Genomic DNA, 17,714 nt, shown 5'->3' on the forward strand with positions numbered 1-17,714 from the left:
GAACTTCTCTTTTTATCCATTAGACGCCAGATAAAAGAGAAGTCTTTGAATTTTTATCTAGATCTCGCAAGAGCATCAAAAATTATGGGTTTAACTTTTTAATCGTTTCACCTAGACGTTTGCCCTGTTCTGCACATAAAGCTTTTTCATCGGAACTTAAGTTTTGGTCATGACGTGGTCCACTGACATGACTGACTCCATACGGCGTACCGCCTGATTTGGTATTGGATAAGGCTGGATTGGCATTGGTCAGCCCCATGATCATCATGCCATGATGAAACAATGGCGGTAACATCGTTAATAATGTGCTTTCCTGTCCACCATGCATTGACCCTGACGCGGTAAATACACAAGCAGGTTTATCGTGTAATGCACCATTTAGCCAAAGGCTGGTGGTTTGATCCCAAAAGTATTTCATTTCAGATGCCATATTGCCAAAACGTGTTGGTGAACCTAAAGCCAATCCTGCACAATTTTGTAAATCATCCAATGTACAATAAATATCGCCATGTTCTGGAATACTGGCTTCCGCTTCTTTCACTACAGTGGAAAGATTAGGCACAGTGCGAATTTTTACTGCGACACCCGCTGCTTCTACCCCGTTGGCAATCAAGTGTGCCATCTCTTTGGTAGATCCATATTTACTGTAATAGAGTACGAGAACATAAGCTTGCATAGAGATTTCTTGATTTCAACATAAGAAAATAAAACTATACGGTATTTTTCTGCTTTTTTGGGTAAGCTAGACAATGAAAATGCAAGATATGCCGAAAAATAATTGAGATCAAAGATATATATGCTTGAATTACTTAAAAAACTCCCTTTCTATGAAAAAACTTGGTTTCAATTCATTCTTTTTGTACTCGGTCGTTTTGAAGCAGATCGTTGTCGTGAACAAGCGGGATCGCTGACCTATACGACATTATTTGCTGTTGTTCCAATGTTGACTGTTTTCTTGGTTATTATCTCATCAATCAAAGCCTTAGAGCCTGCTAGACAGCAACTCCAGCAGATGATTTATAGTAATTTCTTGCCGAAAACCAGCATTGCTTTTGATAAAGCTTTTAATGTCTTTACCGAGAACTCAAGTAATTTAACTGTTATTGGTGTGCTGTTTTTATTCATTACCACAGTACTGATGCTTACCAGTATCGAAACGGTTTTTAATCGGATTTGGCGTGTTCAAGAAACGCGTAATGGCATCATTGGCTTTATGCGTTATTGGACCATTATTTCTTTAGGCCCGATTTTATTGGGGAGTGCCTTTGTCATTTCATCAACATTGGCCTCTATGAATGTTTTAAGTAATAACTTTGCAGGTTATGAAGTTGATGGTACAGCGTTACTTGGGGTCATTTCGTTTGCACTGACTACTTTAGGCTTTTTCATTTTATATTGGACGATTCCAAATCGCAGTATTCCTGTTCGAGCGGCCGCGATTGCAGGTCTTTTTGGTGCGATTGCATTTGAGCTACTTAAAAACCTATTTGGTTTTGTTATGGCAAATTTCACCAGCTATACCCTTGTTTATGGTGCTTTTGCTGCTGTACCAATTTTCCTATTGTGGATCTTTTTATCGTGGAATATCGTCTTATTGGGTGTGGAAATCAGTTATGCGCTTACCGCATTTCATACAGGTAAAATCCAGACCCGCCATCCTGTGTTGATGATGCTCGATATTCTGGAATTATTTTATAAAAAACAAAAAACGGGTGAAGTGGTAACTGATGCAGAAGCATTAAATATTTTAGGTCGTGGTGAAATTGGACGTTGGCCAGTTTATATCCAACTTCTAGAAAAACAGAATTTGGTTAAATGCACTGACAATAATGAATATGTGCTGGTCAGAAATTTAGATGAAATTGATTTCTGGTCATTCTATACATCATTACCTTATACCCTGCCTCGTCGTCATGATGTTGAACATGTACATGATGATGATGTTTGGATGAAGCATATTGGTCCAACTTTAATTGAATCCGATGAATATTTGGCAGCCAAATTATCGATTCCGCTTTCAACCATTTTGGATGATAAGTAATTTTTATCCAGATAGATAAACAACGTCCCTTTCCAAGCAGTGCCCATTGGAAAGGGACGTGATATTACTTTTTTGATGAATCGTGATAATTTCGCAATAACCAAAACCACTGTATAAAGCGGATAAAAGACACCACAATGGTATTTGCCTGTCTTTTTTATAGGATATAATTCAAAGTAGACAAAAGATCTTTTTTATTCAGGCAATCTTTGCATGACGATAACAAAAACCAATGATAAAAATATACTGACTCAACTCAGTACCAATGATGAAATTGTTGCACCGCTGTGGCTTATTTTTCGACATGATCCTGCACTGTCTGTTTATCCTGAACATGGGCATGCTTGGGGCGAATTTATTTATGCCTTTAATGGGGTGATGGAAGTCAATATTGATCAAATTAATTATATTACGCCACCTCCATATGGAGTTTGGTTACCGCCATATACGCAACACAGTGGTTTGAACCGGACTCCTGTTTCGCATGCAACTTTGTATATCCACCAATCGTTATGTAGTGCCTTACCTCAACAAGCTGGGATTCTCTTAACCTCACCCTTGGTTTCAGCGATTTTACAGCACATCAAACAACACCCAATGCAAGCATCTGAGCCCGAATATTTGCGGCTATTACAGGTATTACTTGATCAATTACAACATGCTGAGTTAATCGGTAGTTATTTACCCCATACCAATCATGCTGCCTTAAAACAAGTTTTGGATTTTTTACATGCCCACCCTGCTGATCACAGTACCCTAGAGGCTTTAGCCCAACGGATTAATATGACTGAACGTACCTTGGCAAGACTGAGTCAAAAAGAGTTGGCAATGTCACTCAATGAATGGCGACAACGCCTTAAAGTCATGAAAGCCATGTCTATGCTCAATGAGGGAAAAACGGTTGAAAGCATTGCACTGGATTTAGGTTATGCCAATGCTTCTGCTTTTATCAATATGTTTAAACGTTGGATGATGCGGACCCCAGATCAGTTTAGAAAATTGTTGCATCACTAAATCAACTTTTTACATTTTAAATAGATGAAGTGGAGCGATCTAAATACTGATAATAAACAATCTTTCCGACCAATCTATACACTGATCTAAAAATACATGGGCTGAATTTAACTTTGGGTTATGTAGTAATTTACCAAAGTCATCCAGCTTTTCTGCTTCTTCGCTATCAAAGCGTTTCGTCTAAGCTTCTGCACGATAGCTAAAAAATAGCGATGCTGTAAATTTCAACTGGCTGTAAATTTCAACGGATAAATCAAGCGTAATATATCTCAAAAGTTAGCGATAATTGTTGTTGTATAAAACTGTAGATAATAAAAAACCCAATGCGTATTGATTATAAATAAACACTGGGTTGCTTGAATTTTAAGTGCTTATTTTACAAAAGTTTTCCAAACAAAATCTTGGCTTTGACCATGTAAAGTCATACTCAATTGATCACCAGAAGCCAATGCTGCAACACCAGCAGGTGTCCCTGTCATCACCACATCGCCTGGTTCTAAAGAGAATACTTGGCAGATGTCTGCAAGTAAGTAAGCAATATCAAAAATCAATAAAGCAGTATCGCCCTTTTGACGAACTTCATCATTTACTGCAAATTCAAAAGTAACAGCCGACCAATCTTTAATCTCATCCACACTGACCCAATCTGCCAGTACACATGAACCATCAAAAGCTTTTGAACGTTCCCAAGGCTGGCCTTTGCCCTTTAAGTCATCTTGGAGATCACGTAAAGTTAAATCTAAGCCTAAAGTCACAGCACCAATCGCATCCAATACTTTATCTAAATTGGTTTCGCCCTTAAGTGGCTTATCTATACGTAACGTCAGTTCACACTCATGGTGGCAATTTCCCCACGCCTCATTCCAAGAGATACCGTCTTGCAATGAAATCAAACTACTGGGTGGCTTGATAAATAAGACTGGACGATCTGGAATTGCATTACCTAATTCTGCTGCATGCGCTGCATAACTACGACCGACACATACAATTTTAGATGGACGTGTACTCATATTGTTCCCTTCTTATTGATCAGCGTTAAAAACTTTATAATTCCAAATTACTTTTTAAAAGTATTGATAAAAATCGTTTGATCTGCGGGTGTCGCAAATGCTCGTTTAGGCACAATCACCACAGTACGATTTTTTAATTCGATCATATAGGTAAGCTTGCCTTCTGCAAATTTATCTACATCTGAATAATGATGAACTTGCTTTGGACGACCACTACTGAATAATTCCATATAGTCTTGAAATAATTCAATACCTTGTTCACTTTTACCAAATTGATATTTAACGAATTGGCGTTTAAACATCATCGGTAAAAACCAATAGCGCATCAGCATTTGCAGAATTAAGAAAAAAGCACCTAAGCAAACATAATATTTACCCACACCCTCTAAACCGAGGTAAATCCCCCAAACCATGATTCCGATGCTGACCAAAGGCGTGAGAAATTGGCTAATTTGCTTTTTACCAAAAGTTGCCAGTTTAAAACCGTCTTGAGATTCTTCTAAATTAAGATAATAACGTGCAGATAATGCAGGCTGGGTGTCTGACATAGTTGCTTCAATACAAATGTTTTACGATGCCAAGATATTACACTAGATTTTTCCAGCGAGATGCGGATTTTCATCTTGTTTTACAGAACACCTCTATTTTTTAAAAGTGAATCCTTTTAGGGTCTTTCATACAAATGGTTTTTATAAAAACAAAAGATTGCCGCTTATCAAGGCGCAAAAGGAATTGTGATGAAAGCTTTTTATTTAAATATCAGTCTAGTACTCTTAATCGGTATCAGTCAAATCAGTTTCGCGAAATTGGTCACTTGGACCGATAATATTCCCAGTGCGTTAAAACCATTTGACAATAATGCCCAGCAAATCGCGGCAATTGCACAAGACAATATTTTAATTTATGCCCATCCAGCGACCAAGACCTCCCTACCAACATTCAGCAAACAGCCCCAACCTATAGCTAAATTTTCAACAGCAGCCATTGTTGTGCCTGTAAGTAGCCAAGAAGTGGCTAAAACTTTAAGCCATTACACACAATATGTTGGGTTATTCCCGACTTTAAAATCAGCAAAAGTCATCGAAACAGCAGGACCTGTCAGTCAATTGAAATATCGTATTTCCATCCCTACACCGATACCTGTATTGAATTTTAATGAAGATGTGGTGATGCAGCATCAAATTGGACAAAATAGCATTTCAACCATGGTGATTGATGGTCCAATTCCTTATGCATTAGGGAAATTTGAATGGTTCAATTTAGCTGACAACAAAACCTTAGTGACCCTGACACAATGGGGCGATTTAAACCAACCGCAAGGTTTCTTGTTTAAGAAAATTTTAAATGCTTTCCCTGAAGTAAAACTGGCGATTCCAAATGGTTCGAGCGCCTTTGTTTTAGAAGCACTCAAAAATAAATATACTGCTAAAAAAGTGACGGCATTAAATGCAGGGCAACTGCCTAGCCCCCAATTAAATACAGCTCAAATCAATAAAATTGTTCAGGTCAGTGCCAACGCGCAACAGCCCGTCAGTATTGTACTTAATCCTGTCACTGTACCTTATACCCATGGTCGTGAAGTTTTACGCTTTACCACAAGCTATCAATATTTAAATGCCGCCCCGCAACAATTACAACGTTGGACACAACCCTTATCCTATAAAGAAATTTTTCCAAAACAAATCAAAAGCATTAAAACCACAGCGATCAACACACAAGGACAAGATGCAGACTTTAAAGTCAGTGTCGGATTGGTGGTTATTAGTATCCCTTTTGATTTTAAAATGCGTTTTAGCTATCCCAAAGCCACTGAAAATAACTTCTATGCCAATGGAGGGGATTTACGTTATCTCAAAGGTCAAATTCAATTTTTACCCCAAGGCAATAACACCTTACTCAAAATGACCACCACCATCAAAATTGATGAAAAAGCACCATTCCTACTGAAAGCAGCACGCAGTTTACCCTACCATGAAATGTTACCTGCACTGGGTGCAAACGCAATTTTTGCTCAAAAAGTAAAGTAATGCTGATTGAACTTTTAAAACTCAATTAATCAGCCAGATGTTTAATTGTTGTGCCAATATTAAATAGAAAATATAACGGGATTGCGACCAAGTCACCAACTAAAGTGACTGGGGTTAAGGCGATTTTCTGCAACAGTGTTTTAGAATGTAGTGAGTATTTGGTTTTTCCTTGTGTATACATTTCAATCGTATAATTTTGACTAAAGTTCTGAAATTTCATATTTTTAATTTCAGCGTTTAAACCCACAACACGCCCAACCAATCCAATTTTTCTTTGATAAAATTCAGAGTTTTCCTGACCATATTCGTACTGACTCAGTCCAAGTCGAGATAACCTATTTTCTTCCTGTTCAGTTAAATTGTTTTTTGCATAATACAGTTCAATATCACCGCTAAATTGAGCTGCTTGTGGATTTTTTTGATCATCGCTTTCAGGCATTAAAGACAAGCTAAAATGCCTGTCACTCGGACGGACAGGTTTGATCCGCCAATACTTGGGGTCTAAATCAGATTGAATGGTCTCTAAAACTTCCTTATTTCCAATATCAATCATATACGCATATTTTTGCCCAACCACGATTAAGGAGCGATCTACATTGTTTCTATCTTGGCTATTTTTTGAGGAAGCATTTTCTGTTAAATAGGCAAAACCGACAATTTGATCCTGGTCTACAATCACACGATCTGCATGGGTTGAAACCACTTTACCCGTCGCCAACCTGCCAGAATCACTGTTATTCCATAGAATAGCGGTACATCCGATCATTTGACTGATGACCAGCACAATAAACAATGAGAAATACTTATGCATTCATGATTGGCCTTATTTTTATTATCTCACTCATTGTGCCATTTTTTAGGCACAAAAAAACCGCAATAAAGCGGTTTTTTTAAATATTTTATCAAGTTGGTGCGCTCAGAGAGATTCGAACTCCCGACCCCTTAGTTCGTAGCCAAGTGCTCTATCCAGCTGAGCTATGAGCGCGACGTCTTGATGGGACGCATTATACGCCTTTTCATTTTTTTGTTAAGGATTATTTCAATAATTAAACACCAAGTGTTTAGTATTTGGGCTATTTATCTTTAAATCGACAAAAAACCTAGGATTTATGCATTTATACACTGCTTGCATGCTGTTTCATTTGAAATTGAATTAAATATTTTTCAGTAAACAACCAAAATAAATAGCCAACCACACTCAATAATATTCCAGCCGTACACACAGCATACCATCCCCAATGACCATAGAGTGTTGTTGCCAGTAATGATCCCACAGCACTGCCCAATGCATAAAACAACATATAAGCACCAACCAATCGCCCATGTAATCGAATATCCGCTTGGAAGATCAGACTTTGATTAATCACATGAACTGATTGAATGGCCACATCCAATAAAATAATCGCTAAAATAAAAATCCAAATTGAAAAATATAAGCTGGTTAAAATGACCCAAGCTCCAATCAGTAATAGAAACGCATATTGTGTAACACGCTGCGCATAGCCTCGATCAGCCAACCCACCAACACGGATTGCCATAACTGCACCAATAGCACCAATGATGCCTAAAAAACCAATCAAACTATGTGAATATTCAAAAGGCTGGACAGATAAAGGAAATACCAATGCATTCCAAAACAGATTTAAATTGACGAAAATGATGAAAGCAAGTACGCCTCTAATCTGTAACACTCTATTTTTAAACAATTGTTCAAACAATGAAAAGATCATCTGGGAATAAGTAGATTGCTGAATAGGATCTTTTTCGATACGGATAACAGCTAAGTATTTCCATAAAAACACACTGATCATACTCATACATAGTACAGAGAATATATATACCCCTTGCCATCCAAACCAATCCGCTAAACTACCAGACAGTACCCGAGATAAAAGTATGCCAATCAATACACCAGCTTGGACTGTACCGACGATTTTGCCGCGTTCATCAGCAGCTGCCAAAACTGATGCATAAACAATTAAGCCTTGGGTCATCGCTGTGCCCAACATGCCCACAATCAGCATACTCAATAACAACGTGAAAATATGATCTGAAAAAACCAACGAGATTAAAGCTAGGCATAAAATGATGGACTGAAACAACGTCAAAGATTTTCGTGGTAATAAATCGCCTAAAGGCACAATAAAAATTAATGCAATGATTGATCCCACTTGAGTCAATGAAACAACTAACCCCGCCCACGAATAATCTAATTTAAAATCTTGGGCAATCAAATCCAGCAATGGCTGTGCATAATAAACATTTGCAACACTCAATCCAGCAGCACACGCCAACAGCATCACCAAGGCTGGAGAAAGCTGAGATCGCTGCTGTTCTCTTGTTTTATTGCGCTGTTGATGATCTGTTTTGTTCATTTTTCACCAATCTAGTTTTAATTTGCAACCAGATTAAATTACGCAATCTTGTTTTAAATTGCAACTAGATTTATAGTCTATTTTTTAAGATGAAAGGAACGACTGATGAATCAAGACAGATATGAAGCTTGCCCAGTTGCACGGTCAGTGCAATTGATTGGAGATCGTTGGGCTTTATTGATCATTCGCGAAGCTTTTGATGGAGTAAAACGATTTAGTGATTTTCAAAAAAATTTAAATGTCGCCAAAAATATTTTATCTGATCGTTTGGCTAAACTTATTGATGCTCAAATTCTAAAGAACCAACCTGCTTCTAATGGCTCAGCCTATTTGGAATATGTGCTCACTGAACAAGGTTATGCACTGTTCCCGATCATCGTGGCATTACGTCAATGGGGTGAGCAATTTTTATTTGCTGAGGATCAACCACATTCTATTTTACTTGAGAAAAATACAGGTGATGAATTGGCACTTATGCAACCTATGACAAAAAAAGGAAAACATCTACTTGCACAAGAGACCTTTGTGAAAAAGATCAATTAAATGCAAATCATGTTTTCCCAGTTAAAGTCGATGATATTTTTTAAAGAGCAAACTTAAGTTTTAAGGGTTTTACTCAACCAATAAATCTTTTGGATTAATGCTATCACCGTAGACAGGTTTTAACGTCTTTTCATAGGCTTGCTGGATAACCCCTGCTTTAGATAATTTTTCTAAGTCTTGATTCAACCAATCCAATAATTCTTTATCGCCTTTTTTAACTGCAGGTGCAATTAAATCATGCTGACCTAAGCTGGTAATACCCACAGTGTAATTTGGGTTCTCTTTTGCCCAAGCCAGTACCAATAAATTGTCATGTGCCAAAGCCACACCACGTCCATCTTTCAGCGCATCAAAGGTCTCTGTATTCTGCTCGTACTTTTGTAATTTAATTTCAGGATGTGATTTGCTAAAGAATGAGTCTGCTGTCGTGCCTTTATTGACCAATAAAGTCTGGTCTTTAAGCTGTGCAATATCAGTAATCGGCTTAGCTTTAGGTGATACAACGCCCAAAGAAACCTTTAAATAAGGCTTGGCAAAATCGACAACTTCCTTGCGTTCAGGTGTCACGGTGAAATTGGCAAAAATAATATCCACCTTATTGGCTTTAAGGTACTCCACACGATTGGCAGCTTCCGTTAAAACAAATTGAACTTTGTTTTCATCTCCCAATAGATCTTTGGCAACATGCTTGGCAATTTCCACATCAAACCCCTGGTTTTTACCTTGTGCATCCAAGTAACCAAAAGGCGGTTTATCACTAAACACCCCGATACGAACCACACCATTTTTCTTAATTTGCTCGATACTTGAGCTGGTTTTTTCAGGTTCAGCAGCTTTTTCAGTTGTTGGCGCGTTTTTATTACACGCCGCCAACCCTAAGCTAAGCACTGAAGCCGCAAGTAGATGAGTCAGCTGTTTTATTGATATATTCATTTAATTTTCCTCTGATCTATTTTCATATTTAAACAATGATTTCTTTTCATAGTTAAACGCTTTAATGCAATTTTTATTTCGGTGTTACATCCAAAAAGACTTGAGCATCCACAGTTCCACCGTAAACAGGCTTTAAGGTCTGATCATAAATCTTCTGAATTTCACCTGTTTTTTGTAAGCTTGAAATTTCAGTATTGAGCCAATTTAGAAGTTGGCTATTGCCCTTTTTCACTGCAGGTGCAATAAAGTCTTGATTACCAATTTGTTGAATTCCCGCCGTAAATGTTGGATTCTCAGCTGCCCATGCCAAGGCATAAGTACTGTCTTGAGAAATTGCATCACCACGACCATCTTTCAAGGCATTAAAGGCATCGGTATTTTGTTCAAACTTTAATAAATTAATTTTTGGATAATTCTTAGTGAAATAAATATCTGATGTCGAGCCTTTATTGACGATCAAGGTTTTGCCTTCAAGCTGCTGAATATTGGTAATCGTCTTGGCTTTAGGCGATACGATGCCTAAAGCCGCCTTTAAATATGGTTGAGCAAAATCAACCACTTGTTTACGTTCAGGAGTAACTGAAAAGCTGGCAAATACCGCATCTGCTTTACCCGATTTTAAAAACTCCACCCGATTAGCAGCCTCAGTCACCACAAATTCAACTTTATTTTCATCCCCAAGCAAATCTTTGGTCACTCTTTTTGCTAAAGCGATATCAAAACCTTGTGGTTTACCTGCACTGTCCACATAACCAAATGGTGGATTATCTGCAAAAACAGCCACACGAAACACGCCCTGCTTTTTAATCTGATCTAAAGATTGATCATTCTGGGTATTTTTCTCCGCTGATGCATTTGGTTCAGTTGGCTGACTACATGCGCTCAACATTCCCATACATAAGGCTACACTCAATGTTCGAACAACGTTGGAAATATTAAAAAAATTCGATGGTTGAGTTAAATAAGATAAAGCCATACATCCTCATTTTTATAGATCATTCTGTGTTGCTATTAGGGTGAATATTGATGTCTAAATTACTGTTAGTAATTCAACATATTTAAAAAGGCTTTTGCCCGTTCAGTCTGTGGATGCTCAAAAAATTGTTCAGGTGTGGCTTGCTCAATAATTTTGCCTTTATCCATAAAAATAATTCGGTCTGCGACTTTTCTGGCAAAAGACATTTCATGAGTCACGATCAACATGGTCATTCCTTCATGTGCAAGTTTTAAAACCACATCTAATACTTCACGGACCATTTCAGGGTCTAAAGCAGCGGTGATTTCATCTAGCAGAATCACTTGAGGCTGCATCACCAATGAACGCACAATTGCGATACGTTGCTTTTGCCCACCCGATAACTGTCGCGGATAATCTCGCTTACGATCGTATAAACCGACACGTTTCAATAATTCGTCTGCGACTTTCTCAGCTTCAGCTCTTGTTCGTTTTTGAACTTTTAAAGGGCCTAATAAAATGTTATCAATCACATTCATATGCCCAAAAAGTTCATAGTTTTGAAACACCATGCCAATTTTTTGACGTACATCCACCCATGCTAAATCTTTGCCCAATACACCTGAGCCAGCTAAATTGATTGTGCCACCCTGAATTTTCTCCAAGCCATTGATACAACGCAACAATGTGCTTTTCCCACATCCCGATGGACCAAGGATCACCACAACTTCACCCTGTTTTACGTCCAAATCTATGCCTTGTAAAATATGACTTTCTGCAAATGATTTCTGTAAATGTTGTATAGATAACAAAGTCATGATTACTCCCAAACTTTTTCTAAATGCGTCGCTAAACGGGATAAGGGATAGCAAATGATGAAATATAAAATAAAGATCAAACCATAAATCCAAAGAGATGCATTCGGAACAATTAACAGCGAATTTTCAATAATTTGCTGTCCGACTTTAATCACGTCGACCACGCCAATCAGCACTGCCAAGGAGCTAGTTTTAATCATACGCGTGAATAAATTGATTGCGCCCGGTGTGACTCTTTTTAAACTCTGCGGGAAAATCACATAGCCCAAAGTTTGCATAGAACTCAGGCCAAGTGCATGTGCAGAATCGCGTTGATGTTGGTCTATCGATGTGATGGCAGCACGGACTAAATCGCCCATTTCAGCAGTCCCCCATAATACAAAAACCACAATACATACCAGTACCGCTGAGAGCTGCCAGTTAAACCATGTTGCAAAGCCAAAATAGAAAACAAACAATAAAACCAGAATTGGAATAATCCGAATCGCTTCTAAATACAGTCGACACAAACTTTTAATCAGTAAATTTTTTGATGTCATAATGACACCGAAAATCGTGCCAAAAATTGCTGAAAAAAATACTGATATAAAGGCAATTTTTGCAGTAACCCACAGCCCTTCCAGTAATCGTGCAAGGTGGCTGGGTTGAAACAGATAATCAAATTCCATGGCTCACCTTCCGACTGCGGTATTCCAGATAACTGGTGAGAATAGACACAGGCAATAAAATAATCAGATAAGACATGATCAAGAGAAACAATGCTTCTGTGGTTTTATAATCCATACCAATTAAGTCTTTGGTGACAAACAATAGTTCCACCACTGCGATGGCACTCACCACAGAACTTTCTTTAATCAGAAATAAACAATTTGCACCAATTGCAGGAATTGAAATTGCTAGAGCTTGAGGGAAGATCACATATTGAAAAACTTGCAGTGGATTCAGTCCAATACTTTCACCAGAATCAATTTGCCCTTTGGCCACAGCTTGTAAACCCGCACGAAAGGCTTCAGCCATATAGCTTCCACCTAGAAAAGTTAGACCAATGACCCCACAGCTAAATCCATCAATTTTAATCCCCAGTTTTGGTAAACCGTAATAGAGGAAAAATAGCTGAATCAATAAGGGTGTATTGCGTGATAATTCAATGTAAATTTTGGCAATTTTGTCAAAGACCCGTACCCGATAGGTAATGAGAATACTGCAAATTAAACCAACCACTATTGCGAGAATAATACTGATGATTGAGATTTTGAGTGTCGTTACCATTGCCGAAGCAAACTGTGGCATCACACTGTAGATATATTGCCAATTCAAAGAAATCGTCCAAAATAATTATTTTATTGTTACGCTCTAAAGCAGAAAAAATGATTTGGAACTATCTTACAGTGAGAATTTTTTCTAAATAAATATGATTATCAGATAAGCTTTTCTATAAAAATAATGCTGGATAATGCTTACTTTTTGCGGTGAAAAAATAAGCAATGTTAAAATTAAACAGTCATCGACCCGAAGCAATTATTCGGCATTCACCACGTCTAACAATTCCATACATTCAGCACAGAAGATGACAGATTCATTTTCTAAACTTTGGATTTGCAGTTCATAGACAAAACCTGTCAGCGTGCGATTACAACCATCACACTGTTGCAGGTTGAAATGACAAATAAAATCAACATGCTGGTAAATATAATATCCATCTGTATATTTCTTCATGTTCTTCTTTCTAAAGCTTCGGTTATTTTATTATTTTAAAGTTTTTAGCTCTAGAATAGATGTTGCAATCCTTGCTCTGCGACAAGAATAGACGTGTAAAAAATAATAAAATTCATTTTATTTAAATTCCACATCAATCAATCCTGTACTATTATTTCATAAATATTCCTATAAAAACTCAGATGATAAAAGGAAACAATGGGACATTACTCAACACTTTGGATTTCATCCGATCTCGATAGAACCACGGGTGAAATGGATGAAAATGAGACCTATCAAGAAGTTAAATACTCGATTCCATTATTTTGGTTGGCTTTATTTAAAGTTGAAGACATTACCTCTCTTCAAGATCAAGACGGCTTAACTTATTACGTCTTTCGTGCAACGATCTTAAAAAGCTGTGAAACGTTTAAATCCAGACTCAATATATGGTCAGCACTCTATAATGATGAAAAAGTAGCCATTTTAGCGCAATCATTTTTACAATATTTACAACGTACTCCAACATTTTCAGTCGAGCTTAATATTACCGATATTATGGCAATGATGATTGATCCATTTAGTATAGAAGCTAACAATGAAATGGTGGATATGATCCATTTCATTGAAGAAAAACATCGAAATCCCAAAAGTCCATCACCATCCAAATATTGGCTGCCAAAATCTTTTGAACTTAAAACACCACAAAATCGATATTTAGATATCGATGGTTTTGGAGAGTCTTTACTGCCCTGTTTTGAGGTGGATAGATGGTTAAATAATCATGAAAAGACACAACAGCCTGTTAAAAATAAACTCAATGCGTCTTTTGATGAGATCCATTTTTATCGAATGCTGCTGTCCAAAGCTGAAATCTCGCCAAACAGTTCATTCGGTTTTAAACATCGGTTTTTATTTCTGACGCGAATTAAAAATAAGGCATTACGCAAATGGCTCTTTCAAGTATTCTTCTTTAATGAAATGCTATTTTTCTGTTTATTGTGGCTTAGTCTAAGTTTAATCAGCATCTTTTTTCTTTTTAAAATTAGAACTTTTTCCTATTTAGAGATCACTGGCATTATTATTGGGCTTATTGCATTTAGCTATTTTATTTTTCGAAAAATAGCCAAGAGAATTAATATATTCAACCAACTAAAATCACCGGCCTAAAATCATCGCTCTAAATTTCAGGCACAAAAAAACCGCAAGGTATGCGGTTAATTCTTCAAGTTGGTGCGCTCAGAGAGATTCGAACTCCCGACCCCTTAGTTCGTAGCCAAGTGCTCTATCCAGCTGAGCTATGAGCGCAATACTTGTGTTGCCAAAAGGCATTCGTTACATCATGATTAACTTATTGGTGCGCTCAGAGAGATTCGAACTCCCGACCCCTTAGTTCGTAGCCAAGTGCTCTATCCAGCTGAGCTATGAGCGCGTCATAAGTAATCGTTGGCGGTGAGAGAGGGATTCGAACCCTCGATACAGTTACCCGTATGCATCCTTAGCAGGGATGTGGTTTCAGCCACTCACCCATCTCACCGTAACGAGCCGCCATAATACAAACTAAAACCCGATTCGGCAAGTGATGACATTAAAAAAAATAGAGAAATTTACTCAATTAAATACTTTTTAAGCGATTTTCATCATTTTGTTGTTTTTTTATGCTGTAAAATAATCACAATCTACAAATACCAAGAAAAATTCTCTAAAAACTAAATTAAAAACACAATATTGCAATCAATTACGTGCAGTATTCCACTGTATGTCTTATGCTAATCCTATCTTCTGACTAGAAACCAAATACATCATGAAAAATTGGGTCGATCCTGAAGCCAAAGCTGAAGCTGAGCGTTACGACAATCCCATTCCAAGTCGTACCCTTATCCTAGAAATCATTGAACGAAAACAAGAAGCATTGTCACATGCAGATCTTGTTGAACTGCTTGAAATTGTCGATCAAAAAAGTATAGATGCGCTCAGCCATCGTTTAAGTGCAATGGTCCGTGATGGTCAGTTGATGAAAGATGGTTTTAAATATCAGCTGATGGCAGATCAACCTACCCTAGACGCTACTGTTTATGTCAACGCTAAAGGTTTAGGTGTTGCAAGCTTAGATGGGAAGAAAGATGAGTTCCTTCTGCCTGAGCGTGAATTACGTCAAGTCTTCCATGGTGACCGCGTTAAAGTCCAACAAACTTCTGTAGACCGTAAAGGTAAAGCTTGGGGCTATATTACTGAAGTGACTCAACGTCGAGTTAAACAACTGATCGGTAAAGTTGCAGAATTTGAAGGTGAATACTTTATTCAACCTGCACCTCCCAATGCACATCAACCCATAACTTTAGAAAAAGAACTGATTGAACATGCCAAAGCCAAAGTCGGCGATGCATTACGTGTTGAAATTGATGACTATCCAACACGAGATGAATTTGCGACAGGTCATGTGATTCAATCAATGGCGGATAAAGCCGATACTGAAATCATTATCCCGCAAACCATTTTAGAATATGGTTTACCTTATGAATTCCCAGAAGAAGTCATCAAAGAAGCTGAAGCATTTAAAGAACCTTCTGCAAAAGATCGTCAAGGCCGTATAGATTTACGAGATTTGCCTTTAGTCACCATTGATGGTGAAGACGCACGTGATTTCGATGATGCAGTCTATGCGGAAAAACGTCCTGGTGGTGGCTATCGTGTCGTTGTCGCGATTGCAGATGTCAGTCATTATGTCCGTGTTGGTAAACCTTTAGATGATGAAGCGCAAGAACGTGGTACATCGGTGTATTTCCCACACTATGTATTACCAATGTTGCCTGAAGCACTTTCAAATGGCTTATGTTCTTTAAATCCACATGTTGACCGTTTATGTATGGTGTGTGATTTAAATTTAAGTCGTGCTGGTAAAGTGACTAAATTTGAATTTTATCCGTCAGTGATGCATTCAAAAGCACGCTTAACCTATACCCAAGTTGCACAATATTTGGATGGCGACAGCAATGCGATTCCTGAAGATCGTGATGTCCGTAAGTCAGTCAATACGCTCTACCAATTGTATGAAACCTTAAAAGGTTTACGTGCACAACGTCATGCAATGGAATTTGAAACCGTTGAAACCTACATGACTTTTGATGAATTGGGTGGAATTAAAGAAATTTTACCGCGTTCACGTAATGTTGCGCATAAGCTTATTGAAGAATGTATGTTGCTTGCTAACGTTGCAGCAGCGGAATATTGCTTAAAAAATGAAGTTCCAATGTTGTATCGTGTGCATGAAGCACCAGAGTTTTCACGCATTCAAAAAGTAAAAGACTTTGTGAAATTATTGGGCTTTAAATTCCCTGACCAACCGACACAAGCCGATTATCAAACGGTGATTGAAGCAACCAAAGATCGTATTGATGCACCAAGTATTCATGCGGTGTTGTTACGTTCAATGATGCAAGCCTACTATGGTCCAAAAAATGTGGGACACTATGGCTTGGCTTATGAAGCATATACCCATTTCACATCACCAATTCGTCGCTACCCTGACCTGCTATTACATCGTGCGATTAAAGCCGGCTTAACCAACAAAAAGTATCCTCTTTCAGGTGCTGCGTTAGAAGATGCGGGGGAACATTTCTCGGCAACTGAACGTCGTGCAGATGAAGCCTCGCGTTCGGTTACTTCATGGCTGAAATGTCACTATATGCAGCAGCATTTAGGTGAAGAGTTTGTTGGTGTGATCAGTGCAACCGCTGAATTTGGTTTATTTGTAACCCTAAAAGACTTATATGTGGATGGTATGATTCACGTGAGTCAATTGGGCGATGACTACTTTGTTTATGACCAAGTTAGTCAAAATTTAGTTGGTCAAAATCGTGGTCAAGCCTTTGGCTTGGGTGACGAAGTCAAAATTAAAGTTGCTGGGGTTAACCTAGAAGAACGTAAGATTGATTTTGAATTGTTACAACAATTGTCGCATGCCGGCCGTGTAATCCGTAGTCGTGCACCACGTGTTGCAAAACCCGTTGCCAAAGAAGAAGTTTTTTCTGAACGTCCTGTCAAAGTTAAATCTGAATCTGACAGTGGGAATGCCAACGAAGATGGGGAACGTCCCATTCGAAAGAAAAAGCCCAAAGGAAAACCCAGCTCTTACAATAAAAAACCTGGAAAAAGTGCTGCAACTCAGCCTGAAACAAAGGCTAAAGATAAAGTGAAGAAAAAGGCTAAAGCAAAAAAGAAAAAGTCGAACGCAAAAGCAAAGACTGAGTAATTTTACTTACCACAAAATCAGAGAGCTTCGGCTCTCTTTTTTATCATTAAA

The 17,714-nt window shown here is 38.0% G+C and carries 17 protein-coding genes and 4 tRNA genes; 6 read left to right on the top strand and 15 right to left on the bottom strand.

The annotated features are described in order from the left end of the window. Window positions 1-82 precede the first annotated feature (82 nt). Complete coding sequence (wrbA, locus tag AC07U8_RS18630) at window positions 83-676, bottom strand: NAD(P)H:quinone oxidoreductase (protein WP_494738396.1); 594 nt, start codon at window positions 674-676, stop codon at window positions 83-85. Between the two features lie 120 nt (window positions 677-796). On the opposite strand from wrbA, the gene AC07U8_RS18635 reads away from it, so the two are divergent. Together AC07U8_RS18635 and AC07U8_RS18640 are read left to right on the top strand one after the other, a co-directional pair. Further along, the gene (locus AC07U8_RS18635) at window positions 797-2,041 is read left to right on the top strand and encodes a YihY family inner membrane protein (protein ID WP_244014156.1); all 1,245 of its coding nucleotides are present in this window, start codon (window positions 797-799) and stop codon (window positions 2,039-2,041) included. 213 nt (window positions 2,042-2,254) lie between these two features. After that, complete coding sequence (locus AC07U8_RS18640; RefSeq protein WP_494738397.1) at window positions 2,255-3,055, top strand: AraC family transcriptional regulator; 801 nt, start codon at window positions 2,255-2,257, stop codon at window positions 3,053-3,055. Window positions 3,056-3,426: 371 nt separating this feature from the next. Here AC07U8_RS18640 and AC07U8_RS18645 read toward each other — a convergent pair whose 3' ends face one another. Both AC07U8_RS18645 and AC07U8_RS18650 read right to left on the bottom strand, forming a co-directional pair. After that, a complete protein-coding gene (locus AC07U8_RS18645) occupies window positions 3,427-4,065 on the bottom strand; it encodes a fumarylacetoacetate hydrolase family protein (RefSeq protein ID WP_004725784.1) in 639 nt (212 codons plus the stop codon). A gap of 47 nt (window positions 4,066-4,112) precedes the next feature. Next, window positions 4,113-4,613, bottom strand: a complete 501-nt coding sequence (locus AC07U8_RS18650; protein WP_004816919.1) for a YcxB family protein — start codon at window positions 4,611-4,613, stop codon at window positions 4,113-4,115. A 189-nt stretch (window positions 4,614-4,802) separates the two neighbouring features. On the opposite strand from AC07U8_RS18650, the gene AC07U8_RS18655 reads away from it, so the two are divergent. Then, entirely contained in the window at window positions 4,803-6,092 is a 1,290-nt protein-coding gene (locus AC07U8_RS18655; RefSeq protein WP_494738398.1) for an SRPBCC family protein, read from the top strand. Between the two features lie 25 nt (window positions 6,093-6,117). Here the strand turns inward: AC07U8_RS18655 and AC07U8_RS18660 are convergent, their stop codons facing one another. The 3 genes from AC07U8_RS18660 to AC07U8_RS18670 form a co-directional block, all read right to left on the bottom strand. Next, window positions 6,118-6,903: a YidX family protein gene (locus tag AC07U8_RS18660; RefSeq protein WP_494738399.1), complete on the bottom strand. Its 786-nt coding sequence runs from the start codon at window positions 6,901-6,903 to the stop codon at window positions 6,118-6,120. A gap of 97 nt (window positions 6,904-7,000) precedes the next feature. Continuing rightward, window positions 7,001-7,077 (bottom strand) — tRNA-Arg (locus AC07U8_RS18665). Between the two features lie 130 nt (window positions 7,078-7,207). After that, window positions 7,208-8,467 (bottom strand): MFS transporter, encoded by a 1,260-nt coding sequence (locus AC07U8_RS18670; protein ID WP_494738400.1) that lies wholly within the window; start codon window positions 8,465-8,467, stop codon window positions 7,208-7,210. A gap of 105 nt (window positions 8,468-8,572) precedes the next feature. On the opposite strand from AC07U8_RS18670, the gene AC07U8_RS18675 reads away from it, so the two are divergent. Further along, complete coding sequence (locus AC07U8_RS18675) at window positions 8,573-9,010, top strand: winged helix-turn-helix transcriptional regulator (RefSeq protein WP_004725772.1); 438 nt, start codon at window positions 8,573-8,575, stop codon at window positions 9,008-9,010. A gap of 69 nt (window positions 9,011-9,079) precedes the next feature. Here AC07U8_RS18675 and AC07U8_RS18680 read toward each other — a convergent pair whose 3' ends face one another. The 6 genes from AC07U8_RS18680 to AC07U8_RS18705 form a co-directional block, all read right to left on the bottom strand. After that, the gene (locus AC07U8_RS18680; RefSeq protein ID WP_234624070.1) at window positions 9,080-9,943 is read right to left on the bottom strand and encodes a cysteine ABC transporter substrate-binding protein; all 864 of its coding nucleotides are present in this window, start codon (window positions 9,941-9,943) and stop codon (window positions 9,080-9,082) included. A 73-nt stretch (window positions 9,944-10,016) separates the two neighbouring features. Continuing rightward, window positions 10,017-10,838: a transporter substrate-binding domain-containing protein gene (locus AC07U8_RS18685; RefSeq protein ID WP_406565202.1), complete on the bottom strand. Its 822-nt coding sequence runs from the start codon at window positions 10,836-10,838 to the stop codon at window positions 10,017-10,019. A 146-nt stretch (window positions 10,839-10,984) separates the two neighbouring features. Continuing rightward, entirely contained in the window at window positions 10,985-11,716 is a 732-nt protein-coding gene (locus tag AC07U8_RS18690; RefSeq protein ID WP_004725765.1) for an amino acid ABC transporter ATP-binding protein, read from the bottom strand. 2 nt (window positions 11,717-11,718) lie between these two features. Further along, entirely contained in the window at window positions 11,719-12,384 is a 666-nt protein-coding gene (locus AC07U8_RS18695) for an amino acid ABC transporter permease (protein WP_209827948.1), read from the bottom strand. Beyond that, the gene (locus AC07U8_RS18700) at window positions 12,374-13,033 is read right to left on the bottom strand and encodes an amino acid ABC transporter permease (RefSeq protein ID WP_209827946.1); all 660 of its coding nucleotides are present in this window, start codon (window positions 13,031-13,033) and stop codon (window positions 12,374-12,376) included. Before AC07U8_RS18700 ends, AC07U8_RS18695 begins: the two co-directional genes overlap by 11 nt. 201 nt (window positions 13,034-13,234) lie before the next feature. Further along, entirely contained in the window at window positions 13,235-13,432 is a 198-nt protein-coding gene (locus AC07U8_RS18705; protein ID WP_004816901.1) for a hypothetical protein, read from the bottom strand. 198 nt (window positions 13,433-13,630) lie between these two features. On the opposite strand from AC07U8_RS18705, the gene AC07U8_RS18710 reads away from it, so the two are divergent. After that, entirely contained in the window at window positions 13,631-14,581 is a 951-nt protein-coding gene (locus AC07U8_RS18710) for a hypothetical protein (protein WP_494738401.1), read from the top strand. 61 nt (window positions 14,582-14,642) lie between these two features. Here AC07U8_RS18710 and AC07U8_RS18715 read toward each other — a convergent pair. The 3 genes from AC07U8_RS18715 to AC07U8_RS18725 all read right to left on the bottom strand — a co-directional run bounded on the left by AC07U8_RS18715 (window position 14,643) and on the right by AC07U8_RS18725 (window position 14,948). Next, window positions 14,643-14,719, bottom strand: a tRNA-Arg gene (locus AC07U8_RS18715). Window positions 14,720-14,766: 47 nt separating this feature from the next. Further along, a tRNA-Arg gene (locus AC07U8_RS18720) sits at window positions 14,767-14,843 on the bottom strand. A 15-nt stretch (window positions 14,844-14,858) separates the two neighbouring features. Then, window positions 14,859-14,948 (bottom strand) — tRNA-Ser (locus AC07U8_RS18725). 264 nt (window positions 14,949-15,212) lie between these two features. Between AC07U8_RS18725 and rnr the strand changes: the two genes are divergently transcribed. After that, on the top strand, window positions 15,213-17,663 hold the full coding sequence (gene rnr / locus AC07U8_RS18730; protein ID WP_494738613.1) for a ribonuclease R: 2,451 nt from the start codon (window positions 15,213-15,215) through the stop codon (window positions 17,661-17,663). The last annotated feature ends 51 nt before the right edge of the window (window positions 17,664-17,714 follow it).

Source organism: Acinetobacter sp. GW821-FHT01E09, from assembly GCF_059422385.1.

Coding starts and splice junctions, on each gene's coding strand:
- AC07U8_RS18650 (WP_004816919.1), bottom strand. CDS start 4,613: ATGTCAGACACCCAGCCTGCATTATCTGCACGTTATTATCTTAATTTA.
- AC07U8_RS18670 (WP_494738400.1), bottom strand. CDS start 8,467: ATGAACAAAACAGATCATCAACAGCGCAATAAAACAAGAGAACAGCAG.
- AC07U8_RS18640 (WP_494738397.1), top strand. CDS start 2,255: ATGACGATAACAAAAACCAATGATAAAAATATACTGACTCAACTCAGT.
- wrbA (WP_494738396.1), bottom strand. CDS start 676: ATGCAAGCTTATGTTCTCGTACTCTATTACAGTAAATATGGATCTACC.
- AC07U8_RS18655 (WP_494738398.1), top strand. CDS start 4,803: ATGAAAGCTTTTTATTTAAATATCAGTCTAGTACTCTTAATCGGTATC.
- AC07U8_RS18635 (WP_244014156.1), top strand. CDS start 797: ATGCTTGAATTACTTAAAAAACTCCCTTTCTATGAAAAAACTTGGTTT.
- AC07U8_RS18660 (WP_494738399.1), bottom strand. CDS start 6,903: ATGCATAAGTATTTCTCATTGTTTATTGTGCTGGTCATCAGTCAAATG.
- AC07U8_RS18705 (WP_004816901.1), bottom strand. CDS start 13,432: ATGAAGAAATATACAGATGGATATTATATTTACCAGCATGTTGATTTT.
- AC07U8_RS18675 (WP_004725772.1), top strand. CDS start 8,573: ATGAATCAAGACAGATATGAAGCTTGCCCAGTTGCACGGTCAGTGCAA.
- AC07U8_RS18645 (WP_004725784.1), bottom strand. CDS start 4,065: ATGAGTACACGTCCATCTAAAATTGTATGTGTCGGTCGTAGTTATGCA.
- AC07U8_RS18710 (WP_494738401.1), top strand. CDS start 13,631: ATGGGACATTACTCAACACTTTGGATTTCATCCGATCTCGATAGAACC.
- AC07U8_RS18680 (WP_234624070.1), bottom strand. CDS start 9,943: ATGAATATATCAATAAAACAGCTGACTCATCTACTTGCGGCTTCAGTG.
- AC07U8_RS18685 (WP_406565202.1), bottom strand. CDS start 10,838: ATGGGAATGTTGAGCGCATGTAGTCAGCCAACTGAACCAAATGCATCA.
- AC07U8_RS18690 (WP_004725765.1), bottom strand. CDS start 11,716: ATGACTTTGTTATCTATACAACATTTACAGAAATCATTTGCAGAAAGT.
- AC07U8_RS18695 (WP_209827948.1), bottom strand. CDS start 12,384: ATGGAATTTGATTATCTGTTTCAACCCAGCCACCTTGCACGATTACTG.